A 17,728-nucleotide genomic window follows, 5' to 3' on the forward strand; every position below is an offset into this window, starting at 1 on the left:
CCTTGTGACACAAGGGAAAGAAGATGGCGCACTCGGCGGGATTCGAACCCACGACCCCTGCCTTCGGAGGGCAGTACTCTATCCAGCTGAGCTACGAGTGCAACGCGCACGCATGATACCCATCTGTGGTGGTGGCGTCCATCACCTTGATCTGTAGCCATTTTTCCCTTTAGCCGTGAAGCGGACGGCAATGGCACTCAAAAATGCCTCTATCCATATGCAATATCGATATTTCCACAGTCGCTGTTATGCCCTCTATTCTCTGGTCACAACTTGTTATAACAAGTAATCGATCAGTGAAGAGACCTATGGCCGAACTGCTTCCCCTGTCCCCGGTACCGCTTTACACCCAGCTCAAGGAATTGCTGCGCGAGCGCATCCTCGATGGCACTTATCCGCCACATAGCCGCATGCCCTCGGAAAGCGAGCTGGGCAAGGCCTTCGACGTCAGCCGCATCACCGTGCGCCAGGCGCTGGGCGACCTGCAGAAGGAGGGGCTGATTTTCAAGATTCATGGCAAGGGCACCTTCGTCGCCAAGCCCAAGGCATTCCAGAACGTCAGTACCCTGCAAGGATTGGGCGAGTCGATGTCGCAAATGGGTTATGAGGTAATCAACCGTCTGCGCAGCTTCCGACATGTGCCGGCCAACGCCTTGGTGGCCACACGGCTACAGGTCGAGGAAGGTAGCCTGGTCACCGAGATCCGCCGGGTGCGGCTGATCAACCGCGAGCCGGTCTCGCTGGAGCTGACCTGGCTACCCAAGGCTGTCGGCGAAAAACTGGAAAAGGCCGACCTTGTCACCCGCGACATTTTCCTGCTCCTGGAAAACGACTGCGGCATTGCCCTGGGCCACGCCGACCTGGCCATCGATGCCGTGCTGGCCGACAGCGACCTGACCCAGGCCCTGGATGTTGAAGAAGGCTCGCCGATCATGCGCATCGAGCGCCTGACCCATGCCGCCGACGGTACGCCACTGGACTTCGAACACCTTTACTACCGCGGCGATGCTTTCCAGTACCGCCTGCGCATCGACCGCCAGAAGGGGAGCAAGGCATGAGCATCCAGACCCAGGACTACGACATCATCGTCATCGGTGGCGGCACCGCCGGGCCGATGGCGGCGATCAAGGCCAAGGAGCAGAACAAAAACCTGCGTGTGCTGCTGCTGGACAAGGCCAACGTCAAGCGCAGCGGTGCCATCAGCATGGGCATGGATGGCCTGAACAACGCGATCATCCCCGGCCACGCTACCCCCGAGCAGTACACCAAGGAAATCACCGTGGCCAACGACGGCATCGTCAACCAGGCCACGGTGCATGCCTACGCTACCCACAGCTTCGAAACCATCGAGCAGCTCGACCGCTGGGGCGTGAAGTTCGAGAAGGACGAGACCGGCGACTACGCGGTGAAGAAGGTTCACCACATGGGCGCCTACGTACTGCCCATGCCCGAAGGCCACGACATCAAGAAAGTGTTGTACCGCCAGCTCAAGCGTGCCCGGGTCGAGATCAGCAACCGGATGGTCTGCACCCGTGTGCTGCTCGATGGCGAAGGCGCTGCGGCTGGCGTGCTGGGCTTCGATTGCCGCAGCGGCGAGTTTCGCGTTTTGCGAGCCAAGGCGGTGATCCTTGCCTGCGGCGCGGCCGGGCGCCTGGGCTTGCCGTCGTCGGGTTATCTGATGGGCACCTACGAGAACCCGACCAACGCCGGTGATGGCTATGCCATGGCCTACCATGCAGGTGCCGAACTGGCCAACCTCGAGTGCTTCCAGATCAACCCGCTGATCAAGGACTACAACGGCCCGGCCTGTGCCTACGTCACCGGCCCACTGGGTGGGTATACCGCCAACAGCAAGGGTGAGCGCTTTATCGAGTGCGACTACTGGAGCGGCCAGATGATGTGGGAGTTCCACCAGGAACTCGAGGGCGGCAATGGTCCGGTGTTCCTCAAGCTTGATCACCTGGCCGAGGAAACCATCCAGAACATCGAAGAGATCCTGCACAGCAACGAGCGCCCCAGCCGGGGCCAGTTCCACGCCGGGCGTGGCACCGATTATCGCCAGCACATGGTCGAGATGCATATTTCGGAGATCGGTTTCTGCTCGGGGCATTCGGCGTCGGGGGTGTGGGTCAATGAAAAGGCCGAGACCAGCGTCAAAGGGCTTTATGCCGCGGGCGATATGGCAGCGGTGCCGCACAACTACATGCTCGGGGCCTTCACCTATGGCTGGTTTGCCGGTGTGAACGCTGCGCATTACGTGATCGGGCGCGAGTTCGCCGAGGTCGAGGCCGAACAGGTCGAGCGCGAGCGCGCGCGGGTGTTCGCCCCGCTGCAGCGTGAGCATGGCCTGCCACCGGCCCAGGTCGAGTACAAGCTCAGGCGCATGGTCAACGATTACCTGCAGCCGCCGAAGGTGACCCGGAAGATGGAGATCGGCCTGGCACGCTTTGCCGAGATCGAGCGTGACCTGGACCAGATGAAGGCCAGCAACCCTCATGAACTGATGCGTGCAATGGAAGTTTCGGTGATTCGCGATTGCGCGGAGATGGCCGCGCGGGCCTCGCTTTTCCGCGAGGAAAGCCGCTGGGGGTTGTACCACCACCGTGTGGACTTCCCCGAGCGCAACGATGGCGAGTGGTTCTGCCATTGCCATCTGAAAAAGGGCGAGAGCGGAGAAATGACCAGCTTCAAGAAAGCGGTCGAGCCTTACCTGATTGCGTTGGGCGCAGAAGAGCAGATCGCCTACGACCAGCTGCGGGTAAAGGCCGATGCAGCCTAGGCGACCTGTGCCCTGTGAACACTATCGAAGAACGAGGGCCGCAGGCCCCGAGGACGTCGTGAAATGGCCTACCAGCCGCAAGAAATCTTCTTTCGCAGCAGTGCCCCGGTCACCATCGACGAAGACAAGTGCATCGCCGACAAAGGCTGCACCGTCTGCGTCGAGGTTTGCCCCATGGACCTGTTGGCGATCAACCCGGCCACCCAAAAGGCCTACATGGCCTTCGACGAATGCTGGTACTGCATGCCCTGCGAAAAGGACTGCCCCACCGGTGCGGTGAAGGTCGACATCCCGTACCTGCTGCGCTGACGCATCCCGCCATCCGGCGCACCACCGGACGCCCTCCTGCTGTGCCCCTCGTTTCCCACCACCCAAGCCGGGCGGCGGAGACGACCCAACTCTTATAACGACTCGAGGGGAAACACCCATGCGCCTTGTTGCAACCGTGGCCGGCCTCGCGCTGGCGCTCACCGGCCTGAATGCCAGCGCCGAAACCATCCGCATCGCCATTGGCACCCAGGACACCACCATCAACTGCGCCACTGGTGGCCTGCTGATACGCGAGCTTGGCCTGCTGGACAAGTACCTGCCGCATGACGGCAAATACAAAGATGCCAGGTATCAGGTGGAGTGGAAGAACTTCACCAGCGGTGCGCCGCTGACCAACGAAATGGTCGCTGGCAAACTCGACTTCGGCGCCATGGCCGACTTCCCCGGGTCGTTCAACGGCGTTGCTCACCTGGATGCCGGCAAGCGCAGCCTGTTTGTAAGCGTGCTGTCGGGCAGCGTACACGGCAGCGGCAACGGCATCGTCGTACCTGCGGCGTCCAGCGTGCAATCGCTGGCTGAACTCAAGGGCAGGACCATTTCCGTGCCGTTCGCCTCCACCGCCCACGGCATGCTGCTGCGTGCCGTAGCAGCCCAGGGCTGGGACCCGCAGAGGGATGTGCGAATCATCGCCCAGGCGCCGGAAATCGCCGGTTCCGCCCTGCGTAGCAACCGCATCGAGGCCCATGCCGACTTCGTGCCGTTCGCCGAACTGTTCCCCAACCGCGGCTTCGCCCGCAAGATCTATGACGGCGCCCAGGCCAACGCACCGACCTTCCATGGCGCCCTGGTCGATGCAGGTTATGCGAAGAAATACCCGGAAGTGGTCACCGCCTACCTGCGCGCCAGCCTCGAAGCCGATCGGCTGATCGCTGCGGAACCTGAGAAGTACAGCGAGTTGATCGAGAAAGTCACCGGCATCGAAGCCGAGGTCAATTACCTGTTCCACGGCCCACTCGGCTTGCAGACCCGCGATCTGACCTGGAAGCCTGAATACCGTCAGGCGGTTGCCACTTCCATCGATACGCTCAAGCTGCTTAAAAAGACCGACCGCGGCCTCGACACCGACAAGTTCATCGACGACCAGTACATCCGTGCGGCCTTCAAGGAGGCTGGCCTGGACTACGACAAGGCGCTGAAGGACTACGACCCGCAGCCACTCAAGGCCAATGACGCGCTGACAGGCAAACCGATCACCGACTTGAGCCGTCTGGCGCAGATCTGGGTGCGCGGTGAAGGCAAGGTCCGCCACTACGCTTCGCCGGAGGCCGCGCTTGGCGCCTTGGCCCAGCTGGAGCAGGAGGGCAAGGACATCCGCGCCATATACGCCCAGGCCGCCGACAGCGGAATCAAGTTGCTGGCGAACCAGGCCTGGTTCGTACGCAACGCCAAGGGTGAACTGGCGGCGTTCCTGCTCAAGGACCAGGCCGAGCAGTATGCCAAGGCCCATGGCGGTGAAGCGCTGGACTTCGTCAGCGCCAACCAGAAGCTGGTCGCCCAGCGCTAATCGGGAGGCACCGACATGACCTGCAACCTCAAGCGCTGGCCGGTGCGCCTGACTTCGCTGCTGGCCTGCCTGCTGTTCTGGCAGGTCGCGGCGAGCATCAGGCTGGACCTCGGGCTGCTGACGTTCACCTATGTCCCCACACCGAAGGCGGTGCTGGAAGCTGCCTGGCAGTTGCTGACCTCCAGCACCCTGCTGGCGCACCTGGGCAGCAGCCTGTCGCGGGTGTTTGCCGGTTATGCCACCGCGGCGCTGATTGGTGTGGCTCTGGGGTTGTTGATCGGTCGCTCGAAATGGGCAGAGGACACCCTGTTGCCGCCACTCGAAGTGCTGCGGCCGATTCCGGCGGTGGCGTGGATCCCGCTGGCGATACTGATGTTCCCGTCGTCGGAACTGTCGATGGTGTTCATAACGTTCACTGGCGCGTTGTTCCCCATCCTGCTGAACACCGTGCACGGCGTCGAGGCCATCGACCCGCGCCTGGTAGCATCGGCGCGCAGCCTCGGTGCAGGGCGTTGGTCGATCCTGCGCGAAGTGGTGTTGCCTGGGGCGTTACCGAACATCGTCACGGGCCTGGCCATCGGCATGGGTACCTCATGGTTCTGCCTGGTCACCGCCGAGATGATTTCCGGACAGTTCGGGATCGGCTACTACACCTGGGAGTCCTACACCTTGCAAAACTACCCGGACATCGTCGTCGGCATGCTGCTGATCGGCGTGCTGGGCATGGGCAGCAGCGCCCTGGTCAAACGACTTGGGGAGTTGGTCACGCCTTGGTATCGCACGCGGAGGGCCAGCTGATGAACAGTTATCAACCAGCGCCAGGGCGTATCGACGGGCATGGCCTGTCGATTCGCCTGGGGCACGGCAGCGAAGCATTCGAGGCGGTGCGGCGTCTGGACTTTGCCGTAGAGCCAGGCGAGTTCGTCTGCATTCTTGGCCCTTCCGGTTGCGGCAAGTCGACGTTGCTCGGCGCCCTGGCCGGGCACCTGGTGCCCAGCAGCGGCCAGTTGAGCGTGGATGGCCAGACCGTTGCCGGGCCGTCACCGCAGCGTGGCATGGTGTTCCAGCACCACACCTTGCTGCCCTGGCGTAGCGTGCTCGACAACGTGGCCTTCGGCTTGAAGATGCAGGGTCAGGGCCGCGCCGAACGTCGCCGGCAGGCTCGCGAAATGCTGCAACTGGTGGGGCTGGACGACTTTGCCGAGCGCTGGCCCAGCCAGCTGTCCGGCGGTATGCAGCAACGGGCCGAGATTGCCCGGGTGCTGATCAACCGCCCGCGGCTATTGCTGATGGACGAACCCTTCGGTGCCCTGGATGCGCAAACCCGTACACGCATGCAGGAGCTGTTGCTGGATATCTGGGCAAGCATCCGCACCACCGTGGTGTTCGTCACCCACGATATCGACGAGGCGCTGTTCCTGGCCGACCGTATCCTGGTGATGAGTCCGCGACCTGGTCGCTTTATCGAAGACCTGCACCTGGAATTTCCGCGCCCACGCCGCGCCAGCCTGCTGACCAGCCCTGAATTCACTCACCTCAAGCGTCACTGTCTGGCCTTGCTCCGTCACGAGGAAGGCCGCGAACTTCCGCGCCTGACCCCGCTGGGCCTGCCGGACACTGAGCACCCACCGCTACGGATCGCGCTATGACTGAACGAACGACTGACAACCCCGACATCCTTGCTCTGCTGCCTCGCCTTGGTGCCGCTGACGCAGGTGTGCGCCGCATCGCCCTGATCGAACTGGCCGACCTGGAAGACCCGGATGGCTTGCCATGGCTTACCGATGCACTGCTGGTGGATGCTGCCGACGAGGTGCGTGCCGAGGCCGCGCGCCTGCTCGAGGCCTGGGAAGAACCCGAAGTTGTGCAGGTCCTGTGCGCTGCGCTGGCCGATGCTGCCGAGCCGGTACGGCTGGCTGCCGCGCAGAGCCTCAGCGAACTCAAGAGCCTTGAAACCGGTCAGCTGATCCTGCCATGGGTCAAGCATGCTGATGCCTTCGTCCGTGCCAGCGCCCTGCGTGCCTTGCGCGAGCTGCGCCTGGAAGACGCTGCGGCGCCTGCACTGCTGGCCCTGGCCGATGACGACGCCGCGGTCCGGCGTGAGGCCGTGGGTATTCTTGGCTGGCTCAAGCACCAACCGGCGTTGCCAGCATTGGCAAAGCTTGCCGAAGACGAGCCGGACACCGAGGTGCGCCGCGCGGCCATCGGTGCGCTGGGCCTCGCGCGCGACAGCTCGGTGGTGCCAGCATTGGTGGCTGCATTGACTGACAAGGCCTGGCAAGTGCGCGAAGAAGCCGCCACCACGCTAGGCAAGGTGGGCCTGGCCCCAGCAGGCCCAGCACTGGTAAATGCCCTTGCCGATGACTTCTGGCAAGTACGTTTGCGTGCGGCTAGGTCTCTGGGGCGGCTGCGTCATGCTGCGGCACTGGACGCGCTTGGCGAGTTGCTTGGCCACGGTATTGCCAACCTGCGCAAGGAGGCGGCTCTGGCCCTGGGGGAGCTGGGCCAGGCGCGTGCCTTGCCGGTGCTGCAGGCCGCCGAGGCCGATAACGACCCCGAGGTGCGCAAGGCTGTGCGGATTGCCATGGCGCAACTGCGCGGGGCCTCCTGATGAACGCCCCACAAGCTATTCGCAACATGCGCGGGCCTGGGCAACTGGTGCTGCAATGGCAAGACGGCGAACATAGCCTCAGCCATGCCCGCCTGCGCGGTGCCTGCCCCTGTTCGCAATGCCGGGCGGCACGGCTGCAGGGGGGCATCAGCCTGGTGCGTGATGATGTGCGCGTGGTGCAAATCGAGCCGCAAGGATATGGCGTACAACTGGTGTTCAGCGATGGGCATGAGCGGGGTATCTACCCTTGGGCTTACCTGCGTGACCTGATTGCCCAGTGAGTCTTTTTCGCGGGCATGCCCGCTCCCACAGGTTTGATGCGAGGCTCAGAAAATGCGCGGTTCCTGTGGGAGCGGGCAAGCCCGCGAACACCGGCGTAGCCGGTGCCAGCCACCGCGTTGGATTCTTCGAGGGCATGCCCGCTCCCACAGGCTCAGAGCGCAATCAGCTCCGGCCTGAGCCCTTCGACCCGTCGCACCGGCGGCGCCAGGTAGCCGCCATCCCCGGTGATCTGGTGCAGCACCTTCTCTCGCAGCCCGTGAAGTGCTACGCCCGTACGCAACCGTGGGTGTGGCAAGTCGATCTCCACCACCGACTTGATCCGCCCCGGCCTCGGCTCCAGAACCACCACCCGGTCGGCCAGGTAGGTCGCCTCTTCGGCGTCATGGGTTACCAGTAGCGTGGTGATGCCGGCACGTTCGCGAATGGCCAGCAGCTCGTCCTGCAGTTGCTGGCGGGTCAGTGCATCCAGTGCGCCGAACGGCTCGTCGAGCAGCAGGATACGCGGGCTGGCTACCAGGCCTCGGGCAATCGCGACGCGCTGGGCCATGCCGCCGGACAGCTGGTGTGGATAGGCCGACTCGAAGCCGACCAGCCCCACCAGTTGCACGAACTCGTGTACCCGCCGCGCGCGTTCACCCTGGGTTAGCGGTTCGTTGACCAGGCCCAGGGCAATGTTCTGTTCCACGCTCAGCCAGGGGAACAGCCGGTGTTCCTGAAACACGATGCCGCGTTCGCTACCAATGCCGCTGACAGTGTGGCCGTCGACACGGATGTTGCCGCTGTAGTCGGTATCCAGCCCTACCAGCAGGCGCAGCAGGGTGGACTTGCCACAGCCGGAAGCGCCGACGATGGCGATGAATTCGCCTTGGTTGATCGACAGGTTGAAGTTGCGGATGGCTTCCAGCGGCTGGCCATCGACGCTGAACACTTTGCCGACCCCCTCGAAGCTGACCAGAGGCGGGGAGGCATCGGGCTGGTTGGCCGCGTGCAGGTGCGAGGTATTGAAGGCGTTCATGCGGTTCTCCAGCGCGTGGCGCGTGATTCGAGGCGTTGTCCAAGGGTGCCGAGCAGGGCACCGACCAGGCCGATCAACAGCATGGCGGCCATTACCTGGTCCATGCGGAACAGTTGCTGGGCGCCGATCATCAGGCTGGCGATGCCGCCGTCCGAGGGCATGAAGTATTCGGCGCCGATGGTGCCCAGCCAGGCGTAGATCAGCGACAGGCGCAGGCCGGCGAAAATGGCCGGGGCCGCACCAGGCAGCACTAGCAGGCGCAGGCGTTGCCATAGGGTCAGGCGCAAGGTACGCGCCGCTTCGCCAAGCTGTGGCGAGAGGCTGGCGATGCCGCGCTGGGTGGCGATCAGCAACGGGAAGAACGCAGCCATGCCGACGAATACCTGCTTGGCCCCTTCACCCAGGCCGAACCAGGCCGTGAGCAGCGGCACCCAGGCAAACAGCGCTACCTGACGCAAGGCCGACAGGCTAGGCCCGAAGACACGTTCGGCATTGGCCGAAAGCCCCAATAGCAAACCGACCAGCAGGCCAGCGCCACCGCCCAGCAGCAAGCCGGCCAGGGCGCGCTGCAGGCTCAGCAGCAAGGCCTGCGGCAGCGAACCATCAGCCAGACCGGTCAGTAGGGTGCGCAACACTTCAAGTGGCGAGGTCAGGATGTTGCTGTCGACCCAGCCAAAGCTGCTGCAGGCCTGCCACAGCGCTAACAGTGCCAGTGGTAGCAGCAGGCTTTGCCAACCTTGCGGCACGGGGCCACGCTGCTGCTCTCCTGTGGCCGCTTGCGGCCAGTACAGCAGGCGCTTTTCCAGGGCGGAGAAACTGCGCTCGAGCAGCGCGCCGACCAGGCCGATCACCAGGATGCACAGCAGTACCAGGTCGAGCATGAACAGCTGTCGTCCCCACACCATCAGGTAGCCAATCCCTTCGCTGGAGGCCAGCAGTTCGACCGCCAGCAGCGAGGTCCAGCCGGTGGCCAGGGCCAGGCGCACGCCGGTGAGGAAGGCGGGCAGGGCAGCCGGCAGCAGCAGGCGCAGGAACAGTAGATGGCGAGGCAGGCGCAGCACTGCAGCGGCCTCTCGCAGCTTGGGCTGGGCATCCCGTACACCGACCAGCGTGTGCAAGGTAACGGGGACCACCACGGCTTTCACCAGCACCACCAGCTTGAGCAACTCGCCGATCCCGAAGAACAGCATGAACAAAGGGATCCAGGCCAGGGTAGGAATCTGTGCCAGTGCCACGAAGGTCGGCAGCACCAGCGTCTGCGCTCGCCGCGAAGCACCCAGCCAGACACCCAGCAGCAACCCGCTGCCGATGCCGACCGCCAACCCCCAGAACAACCGCTGCAAGCTTATCCACAGATGCCCCCACAACTCGCCGGAGCCAAACTCCACCGCGCTCTGCCACACCAATGCGGGTGCCGGCAGAATCTGCTCGCTCATCCAGTGCTCCCGGCTGGCCACTACCCACAGCAATGCAACCAGCACAGGCAAGACCCAAGGCAACAGGCGGGCGCGATCCTTGTGGGAACGGCCTTGCGTCGCGAAAGGGTCGCGCAGCGCCCCCCGGAGCCACCCCCGACCTCTGCTCAGAACTCCATTCATCGGCCATCTCTCGAAGCGTTGTTAGGTTATTCATTTAGGGAATTAAAAATTCCAAAAAATGACTTTCAAGAGATAAGAGCATGCGCTTCATGCATACGGAAGCCTCTCGCCGTTGCGTTTTCCTCATATTTTCCATGCATTTTCCGCAAGCCAGCCGCAGGCCCGCATGCCGCCTGATTTATGCCTTCCAGTTACTGAAGAATGAAGTTTTGATCTTTGTAGGTTCTAACCAGACCTGCCTAGCTTCTGGCCAAAGCGCCGGCCATCGCCGGTGGCAGCCTGCCAAGGAGCCTTGCCATGAAAACCCCGCTGCGCCACCTGATCACTGCCCTTGGGCTGGCCTTCACCCTCAGCGCCCACGCGGCTGAACCGGCCAAGCCCGCAAGCATCCGCATCGCCGTGCCCGACCTCAGCGCGGGCAGCAAGCCCAGCGCCGGTGGCGTGGTCGACGTGCTGCGTGACCAGCAACTGCTGGAGAAAGAATTTGCCAAGGACGGTATTCGTATCGACTGGCACTTCTTCAAGGGCGCCGGGCCGGTGGTGAACGAGGCGTTGGCCAACGGCCAGGCCGATTTCGCCTACCTCGGCGACCTGGCCGCCATCGTCGGCAAGGCCAATGGCCTGGATACCCGCGTGCTGTCGGCGGGCGTACGTGGGGTAAAGAGCTACCTGGGCGTGGTGCCCGGCTCCGGCATCAAGACCCTGCACGACCTCAAGGGCAAGCGCGTGGCGGTGTTCCGTGGCACCGCCAACCAGCTGTCGTTCGCCAGCGCCCTGGCCAGCCAAGGGCTGAGCGAGCGCGAGCTGAAGGTGATCAACCTGGACTTCAACGCCGCCAACGCCGCGCTGGCCGCCAAGCAGATCGACGCCACCTGGGGCCTGTCCAACCTGCTGTCGCTTCGCGAGCGCGGGCTGGTCGAGCTACCGGTCAACTCGCGTGACCTGGAAGGCGCTGGCAGCACCCAGGCGGTGCTGCTGGGCACTGGCGATTTCATCCGCAAATACCCCGAGCTGGTGCAGCGCCTGGTCAATGCCCAGCAACAGGCCAGCGCCTGGCTGCGCGACGAACACAACCGCGAGGCCTACGTCGAGCTGGTGGCCAGCAATGCCAACTGGCCGCGCAGCATCCTCAGCGACGACTTGGCCAAGGAAGACCTTGCCCATTACTTCGATCCACGCCTGGACGCCGAATTCGTCGGCCAGCTGCAGCAGGGCGTGGACCTGGCCGCCAAGGAGCGCCTGATCCGTCGCAGCTTCCAGGTGGCCGACTGGATCGAACCGCGCTTCCTCGATGCCGCCCTGCAACAGAAACAGGCCGTGCAGGCCGCCCGCTGAACTTCAGAAACCCGACAATGACCGCAAGGACACGACCATGAGCAACGCCGCCCTGGCCACCGCGCCACAAACCTTCGAACTCGACATTCACCCTGTTGCCGGCCGTATCGGCGCCGAAATTCGCGGGGTGCAATTGTCCGCCGACCTTGATGCCGCCACCCTCGATGCCATCCAGGCCGCGCTGGTGAAGCACAAGGTGATCTTCTTCCGTGGCCAGACCCACCTGGATGACCAAAGCCAGGAAGCCTTCGCCAAGCTGCTCGGCGAGCCGGTCGCCCACCCCACCGTGCCGGTGGTCGACGGCACCAGTTACCTGTTGCAGCTTGATGGCGCCGAAGGCCAGCGGGCCAACTCCTGGCACACCGACGTGACCTTCGTCGATGCCTACCCCAAGGCCTCGATCCTGCGCAGCGTGGTGGCGCCGGCATCCGGTGGCGACACTGTGTGGGCCAACACCGCCACGGCGTACCAGGAGCTGCCCGAGCCGCTGCGCGAGCTGGCCGACAAACTGTGGGCGGTGCACAGCAACGAATACGATTACGCCAGCGTGAAGCCCGATGTGGACCCGGCCAAGCTGGAGCGCTATCGCAACGTATTCACCTCGACGGTGTACGAGACCGAGCACCCGGTGGTGCGCGTGCACCCGATCAGTGGCGAGCGGGTGCTGCAGCTGGGGCATTTCGTGAAGCGCATCAAAGGTTATTCGCTGGCGGATTCGCAGCACCTGTTCGCGGTGCTGCAAGGGCATGTGACGCGCCTGGAGAACACCGTACGCTGGCGCTGGCAGGCAGGGGACGTGGCGATCTGGGATAACCGCGCGACGCAGCATTATGCGGTGGATGATTACGGCACCCAGCCGCGTGTGGTGCGGCGGGTGACCCTGGCTGGTGAAGTGCCGGTCGGGGTGGATGGCCAGTTGAGCCGGACAACCCGCAAAGTTTGAGAGATTTAGAAGACCCTGTGGGAGCGGATTTACCCGCGAATGCGTCAATGAATTCGCCATCGTATTCGCGGGTAAACCCGCTCCCACAGGGGGGCGTCGGTCACACCTCGGTATCGCAGGCAATCAACTGCCTGACCAGCCCCTGAGCCAACGGCGATAGCCCATACCCCACCCGGCTCACCACCCCATAGCGGGTGTAGAACGCTTCCTCCTGCTCCACCGTTAGGTCGGCCAGCTGCAATGCCACCAATCCCCCGTCACGCTGATACGGCCGCAAGTTGGCATTGCAGGCAATGCCGATGGTGTCCGAATGCATCACCACATTCAGCAGCGCATAGCCATGCTCGCACTCCACCGTCGGCAGAAAATCCTGCCGCCCGCTGAGGTCGCTGAGGATCTTGCGGATGTTCGGCGGGCGGAAGGTGGTGGCCAGCGGGTAGTCGAACAGGTCACGCGCCTGCACGGTCTCGCGCTCGGTCAACGGGTGCCCGACGCGGCAGCAGAAATGCCAGCGCTGCGGCGCCAGCTTGTGCACCTGGTAGTCCGGGTCAGACTCGAACTGGCGGGTGTCGGCGACGAAGAACTCGATCTCCTCGGCAACCAGTTTGCGGTTCAGCGCCTGCCAGTTATCCACCTGGAAGCAGGTACGCGCCGCCGGGTATTCGGCGACGAAGCGGGCCACTGCCCGCGGCACCAACCCCCCGGCTGGCGCCGGGCCGGAGCCGAAGCGCACCACGCCGGTGGTGGCGCCATTGAACTGGTGAATCTCGTTGACCAGGTTGTGCGCCCCATGCACCAGCCGCCGCGAGTGTTCCAGCACCAGCAAGCCCTGGCGGGTTGGCGCCAGCTCCTTGCTGGCGCGGTCCACCAGGCGGCAGCCGATGTTGTGCTCGAGGGTCTGGATGCTGCGGCTGAACGCTGATTGCGACAGGTTCACCGCAGCCGCCGCAGCAACGAAGCTGCGGTGCTCGACAAGGGCAATGTAGTGGCGCAGCTGACGGAGATCGATATGCATTTTTTACATTGAAACTTTCGGTCGAATGCAATTGCTGACAAGGGTTAGCCCCCTTATAAAGGGAGTCACTTATTCCACAAAATATGAATTACAAATATTTATATCGCCTAAAAGAATATAAGCCCGACTGACCGCGATTCGGTTCCGCCAACGGAAATGCTCGCCAGGGCCCATGCCTCAAGGAGCATTTGCATGTCCGGAGTTTCCCGTTGGCCTGCGCGCGCGTCGCGTTTCACCTTGCAACCCTTGGCTGCCGGCGTACTACTGGCGGCGTCCTCTGCCAGCTTCGCCGAAGAGCCGGTCAGTGCCACCCCGGCGGTGGAGCAGGAAGCCAAGCTCGGCACTGTCACGGTCAACGCCCGCCGCCGCGAAGAAACCGCGCAAAGCGTGCCCACGCCGATCAGCGTGCTCGACAGCGAAACCCTGGAAAGCCAGCGCATCTACCGCGTGCAGGACCTGCAGCAACTGGTGCCCAGCACCAACGTCGCTTACGTTCATGCCCGCCAGTCGAGCATCTCGATCCGTGGGCTGGGCAACAACCCGGCCAGCGATGGCCTGGAAGGCAGCGTCGGCATCTACCTGGACAACGTCTACCTCGGCCGCCCCGGCATGGCGGTGTTCGACCTGCTGGATGTGGAGCAACTGGAAGTGCTGCGCGGCCCGCAAGGCACGCTGTTCGGCAAGAACACCACCGCCGGCGTGCTCAACATCACCACACGCAAGCCCACCTTCCACCGCGAGGGCAGCATCCAGCAGTCGATTGGTGAAGACGGCTACCTGCAAACCCAAGGCAGCTTCTCGGGGCCGATCAGCGACACGCTGGCCGGGCGCATCAGCGCCTATCGCACCGAGGACGACGGCTATGTGAAGAACGTCCACAACGGCGACGACCTCAACGGCGGCAAGCGCCAAGGCTTTCGTACCCAGCTGCTGTTCAAACCGAGCGAAACCTTCAACCTGCGCTGGATCGGCGAATACAACGAAGAAGATTCCGACAATGGCATCCTCAGCCTGTACAGCACCGGGCCGACCATCAATGGCGTCAACCGCTACGAAAGCCTGGCCGCCCAGGCTGGCGCGACGCTGGTGTCGGGCAAGCACCGCAAGGTCAACTTCGACGCCGACCAGCAAGTGACGGTGTTCCAGGGCGGTACCTCGGTGGAGGCCAACTGGACCTTGCCCAACGACTTCACCCTGACCTCGATCACCGCCTACCGCTGGTGGGACTTCACCCCGCGCAACGATGACGGCCTCAACGTGCCGGTGTTCTACAGCGCCGGGGTATCGGTGCGCGACAAGCAGTATTCCCAGGAGATCCGTTTGGCCTCACCCACCGGCGGTGCCTTCGACTACGTGCTGGGCGCGTACTACTTCAAGCAGGACCTGGACAACAAATCCTTCACTTTCTACGGGCCGCAGGCGGACATCTGGAACCTCACCCCGGCCGGCGCCCTGGCCAACGTCGACACCATTGGCAACGGGCACATCGACACGGACAGCTACGCCCTGTTTGCCCAAGGCACCTGGCACATCACCGACCGCCTGGACTTCACCGCCGGCATTCGCGGCACCTATGAAGAAAAGAGCGCCTGGGTGACCCGCGATGCACCAACCGGTGGCGCAGCAGTAACCGGGGCCGCCGCAGCAGCGCGCCAGGGCCGGGTAGGGGCCTACGACTCAGGTGATCTCAACCAGTACAGTTTCAGCCCCTCCGGCCTGCTGGGCCTGAGCTACCGCTTCAACGAGCAGTTGCTGGGCTACGCCACCCTGACCCACGGCGAGAAGTCTGGCGGTATCAACCTTACCGTTGGCGCTGCGCCACGGCTGGGCACCGACTCGCTGCTGGTCGGCACCGAGCAGGTCAACAACGCCGAAGTCGGCTTGAAAAGCTCGCTGTTCGATGACCGCCTGCAACTCAATACCAACCTGTTCTGGGCCGAAGTGCATGGCTACCAGGCCAACGTCTACGACCAGATCAACCGCGTGCAGTACCTGGCCAACGCCGGCAGCGTGCGCTCGCGTGGCCTGGAGTTTGAAGCCACGGCGTTGCCGGTGCGCGGCCTCACGGTCAACTTCAACGGCTCGTGGAACGACGTGCGCTACACAGACTACAAGGACGCCCCATGCCCGCCTGAAGTGAGCCTGGCCAATGCCACTGCCACCTGCGACCTGTCCGGCCACCAGGTGGTCGGCGCCTCCAAGTACATCGCCAACCTGAACACCCAGTACAAGTGGCAGGCCAGCGAGCACATCGAACCCTATGTCACCGCCAGTTACGCCTTCCGCTCGAAGGCGGTGGGCACCATCGACGATTCCGATTTCGGCCAGATCCCCAGCTACGCGCTGGTCAACCTTTCCGCCGGTGTGCGCCTGGACCAGGGCGACGGCGTGGTCGACCTGTCGCTGTGGGTGAAGAACGCCGGTGACAAGACCTACTTCACCAGCCTGTGGAACTCCGCCAACGGTGGCTATGCCGGCGTGCTCGGCACCCCGCGCACTTTCGGCGCCACCGCCCGTTACGACTTCTGAGCACAAGGAGCTATGCCATGAATGCCAAGACCGAAACCCCTGCATTGCCTGAAGGCGCCTGCCTGACCGCCAAGGTCCCTGAACGTGACGAGGCGCTGCTCGGCGACGTGGTGGTCAACCCGTATCGCCTGGCGCCGCTGACCGCGATCATTCGCGACGGTGGGCGCAGCCTGAGTGCCGCGCACGTACGCGTGTTGGGGCGGGGCGAGCGCGGTGTGGACATCGCCTACGAGGTCTCCGACCGCTCGTTGTGGACCTACGGCGGTATCCCGGTATTCGGCCTGTACCCGGATCACGTCAACCAGGTGGAAGTGACCTACAAGTTCGACGGCGAGCGTATCCGCGAGCAGTACCAGATCTACGCACCAGCGGTGCGCCTGCCGGTGGTGGCCAAGCAGACCGCCGCCTTGCCTGAGGTGCAGCCGGTCAAGGTAGCGCCAGGCTTTGAAAAGCGCCTGTACCTGTTCAACCACCTGCAGGGGGACATCCCGGGCGGGCGAGCCTTCAAATGGAACGCACTGGGCGGCGCGGCAGAATGGGACCAGGTGGGTAACAACTGGATCGCCGACAGCAATGGCGACGTGCGCTGGTACCTGGACATCGAGCAGATCCACGACTCCAACCGTCGTGATGGCCTGGGTGGCACCATGGGCTTCCAGCAGACCCGCGATGGCAAGCTGATCTGGGGTCAAGGCCAGACCTACTCCAAGTACGACCTGCTGGGCCGGCGCATCTGGCAACGCACGCTGCCCGACAAGTTTGCCGATTTCTCCCATGAAATCCGCGAGACCGCCAATGGCACCTACCTGCTGCGGGTGGGCACCAGCGACTATCGCCGGCCCGACGGCAAGCGCGTGCGCTCGATCCGCGACCACATCATCGAGGTCAACGAGGCCGGTGATGTGCTGGACTTCTGGGACCTCAACCAGATCCTCGACCCGTACCGTGGCGATCTGCTGGAGACCTTGGGCAAGGCAGCCATCCAGTTGCCGACTGGGGTGCAGAAACAGGACGAACGGCTGGCCAACGAACTGGCCGAGGGCGACTTGCCCTTTGGTGACACTCCGGGGGTGGGCACCGGGCGCAACTGGGCACACGTCAATGCCATCGATTACGACGCTGATGACGACAGCATCATCGTTTCAGCACGGCATCAGGGCGTGGTGAAGATAGGCCGCGACAAGCAGGTGAAGTGGATTCTCGCCTCGCCCCAAGGCTGGCCTGAGCGTCTGCGCAAGAAAGTACTGACGCCGGTGGCGAGCGAAAGCTTCGACTGGTCGTGGACCCAGCATACCGCCTGGCTGACCGGCAAAGGCACGCTGACCGTGTTCGACAACGGCTGGGGCCGCGACTTTGCGCCAACCAGGCTGACCGGAAACTACAGCAGGGCGGTGGAGTACCGTATCGACGAGGCCAAGGGCACGGTCGAGCAGGTATGGGAATACGGCAAGGAGCGCGGCGACGAGTGGTACAGCCCGGTGACCTCGGTGGTGGCTTACCGGCCGGAGACCGACACCCAGTTCATCTACTCGGCGTCGGTGAACTTTCTGACTCCGGAGAAACTGACCACCACCGTGCTCAACGAAGTGCGGCGCGGGACCCAGGAGGTGCTGGTGGAGCTGAAGGTGCACAGCCGGCAGCCGGGCAGCGTGGGTTACCGGGCCTTGGTGATCGACCTGGCCAAGGCGTTCTGATTCATCCCTTCCGGGAGGGCCGTCGGTCCTCCCATCACATTTCCTTCAGCGCGTTCGTCTAACCTGTACTGGCCTCTTCGCGGGCACGCCCGC

Annotated in this window: 15 protein-coding genes and 1 tRNA gene; 12 read left to right on the forward strand and 4 right to left on the reverse strand. The window is 63.7% G+C overall.

What is annotated here, in order from left to right:
- Positions 1–24: 24 nt before the first annotated feature.
- Positions 25–101: transfer RNA gene (locus A4C63_RS21055), tRNA-Arg, on the reverse strand.
- 207 nt (positions 102–308) lie between these two features.
- Here A4C63_RS21055 and A4C63_RS21060 point away from each other — a divergent pair.
- The 8 genes from A4C63_RS21060 to A4C63_RS21095 all read left to right on the forward strand — a co-directional run bounded on the left by A4C63_RS21060 (position 309) and on the right by A4C63_RS21095 (position 7,505).
- Positions 309–1,058, forward strand: coding sequence for a GntR family transcriptional regulator (locus A4C63_RS21060; protein WP_063914421.1), 750 nt, complete (start codon positions 309–311; stop codon positions 1,056–1,058).
- The gene (locus A4C63_RS21065) at positions 1,055–2,779 is read left to right on the forward strand and encodes a fumarate reductase/succinate dehydrogenase flavoprotein subunit (protein ID WP_063914422.1); all 1,725 of its coding nucleotides are present in this window, start codon (positions 1,055–1,057) and stop codon (positions 2,777–2,779) included. Before A4C63_RS21060 ends, A4C63_RS21065 begins: the two co-directional genes overlap by 4 nt.
- A gap of 63 nt (positions 2,780–2,842) precedes the next feature.
- Positions 2,843–3,088, forward strand: a complete 246-nt coding sequence (locus tag A4C63_RS21070) for a ferredoxin family protein (protein WP_046616397.1) — start codon at positions 2,843–2,845, stop codon at positions 3,086–3,088.
- A gap of 118 nt (positions 3,089–3,206) precedes the next feature.
- Positions 3,207–4,613 carry an ABC transporter substrate-binding protein gene (locus A4C63_RS21075; protein ID WP_063914423.1) on the forward strand — a complete coding sequence of 469 codons (1,407 nt, stop codon included), beginning with the start codon at positions 3,207–3,209 and terminating at the stop codon, positions 4,611–4,613.
- Positions 4,614–4,628: 15 nt separating this feature from the next.
- A complete protein-coding gene (locus A4C63_RS21080) occupies positions 4,629–5,411 on the forward strand; it encodes an ABC transporter permease (protein ID WP_063914424.1) in 783 nt (260 codons plus the stop codon).
- A complete protein-coding gene (locus A4C63_RS21085) occupies positions 5,411–6,262 on the forward strand; it encodes an ABC transporter ATP-binding protein (protein WP_063914425.1) in 852 nt (283 codons plus the stop codon). Before A4C63_RS21080 ends, A4C63_RS21085 begins: the two co-directional genes overlap by 1 nt.
- Positions 6,259–7,224 carry a HEAT repeat domain-containing protein gene (locus A4C63_RS21090; protein WP_063914426.1) on the forward strand — a complete coding sequence of 322 codons (966 nt, stop codon included), beginning with the start codon at positions 6,259–6,261 and terminating at the stop codon, positions 7,222–7,224. The genes A4C63_RS21085 and A4C63_RS21090 overlap by 4 nt, the downstream gene beginning before the upstream one ends.
- On the forward strand, positions 7,224–7,505 hold the full coding sequence (locus A4C63_RS21095; protein WP_063914427.1) for a gamma-butyrobetaine hydroxylase-like domain-containing protein: 282 nt from the start codon (positions 7,224–7,226) through the stop codon (positions 7,503–7,505). Before A4C63_RS21090 ends, A4C63_RS21095 begins: the two co-directional genes overlap by 1 nt.
- Before the next feature lie 152 nt (positions 7,506–7,657).
- Here A4C63_RS21095 and A4C63_RS21100 read toward each other — a convergent pair whose 3' ends face one another.
- A complete protein-coding gene (locus A4C63_RS21100; protein WP_063914428.1) occupies positions 7,658–8,521 on the reverse strand; it encodes an ABC transporter ATP-binding protein in 864 nt (287 codons plus the stop codon).
- The gene (locus A4C63_RS21105) at positions 8,518–10,119 is read right to left on the reverse strand and encodes an ABC transporter permease (protein ID WP_256202961.1); all 1,602 of its coding nucleotides are present in this window, start codon (positions 10,117–10,119) and stop codon (positions 8,518–8,520) included. The genes A4C63_RS21100 and A4C63_RS21105 overlap by 4 nt, the downstream gene beginning before the upstream one ends.
- Before the next feature lie 297 nt (positions 10,120–10,416).
- Between A4C63_RS21105 and A4C63_RS21110 the strand changes: the two genes are divergently transcribed.
- Together A4C63_RS21110 and A4C63_RS21115 are read left to right on the forward strand one after the other, a co-directional pair.
- Positions 10,417–11,454: an ABC transporter substrate-binding protein gene (locus tag A4C63_RS21110; protein WP_063914429.1), complete on the forward strand. Its 1,038-nt coding sequence runs from the start codon at positions 10,417–10,419 to the stop codon at positions 11,452–11,454.
- A 37-nt stretch (positions 11,455–11,491) separates the two neighbouring features.
- On the forward strand, positions 11,492–12,397 hold the full coding sequence (locus A4C63_RS21115) for a TauD/TfdA family dioxygenase (protein ID WP_063914430.1): 906 nt from the start codon (positions 11,492–11,494) through the stop codon (positions 12,395–12,397).
- 100 nt (positions 12,398–12,497) lie between these two features.
- Here the strand turns inward: A4C63_RS21115 and A4C63_RS21120 are convergent, their stop codons facing one another.
- Positions 12,498–13,412: a LysR family transcriptional regulator gene (locus A4C63_RS21120; RefSeq protein WP_063914431.1), complete on the reverse strand. Its 915-nt coding sequence runs from the start codon at positions 13,410–13,412 to the stop codon at positions 12,498–12,500.
- 156 nt (positions 13,413–13,568) lie between these two features.
- Between A4C63_RS21120 and A4C63_RS21125 the strand changes: the two genes are divergently transcribed.
- Both A4C63_RS21125 and A4C63_RS21130 read left to right on the forward strand, forming a co-directional pair.
- Positions 13,569–15,941 carry a TonB-dependent receptor gene (locus tag A4C63_RS21125; protein WP_371106122.1) on the forward strand — a complete coding sequence of 791 codons (2,373 nt, stop codon included), beginning with the start codon at positions 13,569–13,571 and terminating at the stop codon, positions 15,939–15,941.
- Positions 15,942–15,958: 17 nt separating this feature from the next.
- Entirely contained in the window at positions 15,959–17,635 is a 1,677-nt protein-coding gene (locus A4C63_RS21130) for an aryl-sulfate sulfotransferase (RefSeq protein ID WP_063914433.1), read from the forward strand.
- Positions 17,636–17,728 lie beyond the last annotated feature (93 nt).

The organism is Pseudomonas sp. p21 (assembly GCF_001642705.1).
In the GTDB taxonomy this organism is placed as follows: domain Bacteria; phylum Pseudomonadota; class Gammaproteobacteria; order Pseudomonadales; family Pseudomonadaceae; genus Aquipseudomonas.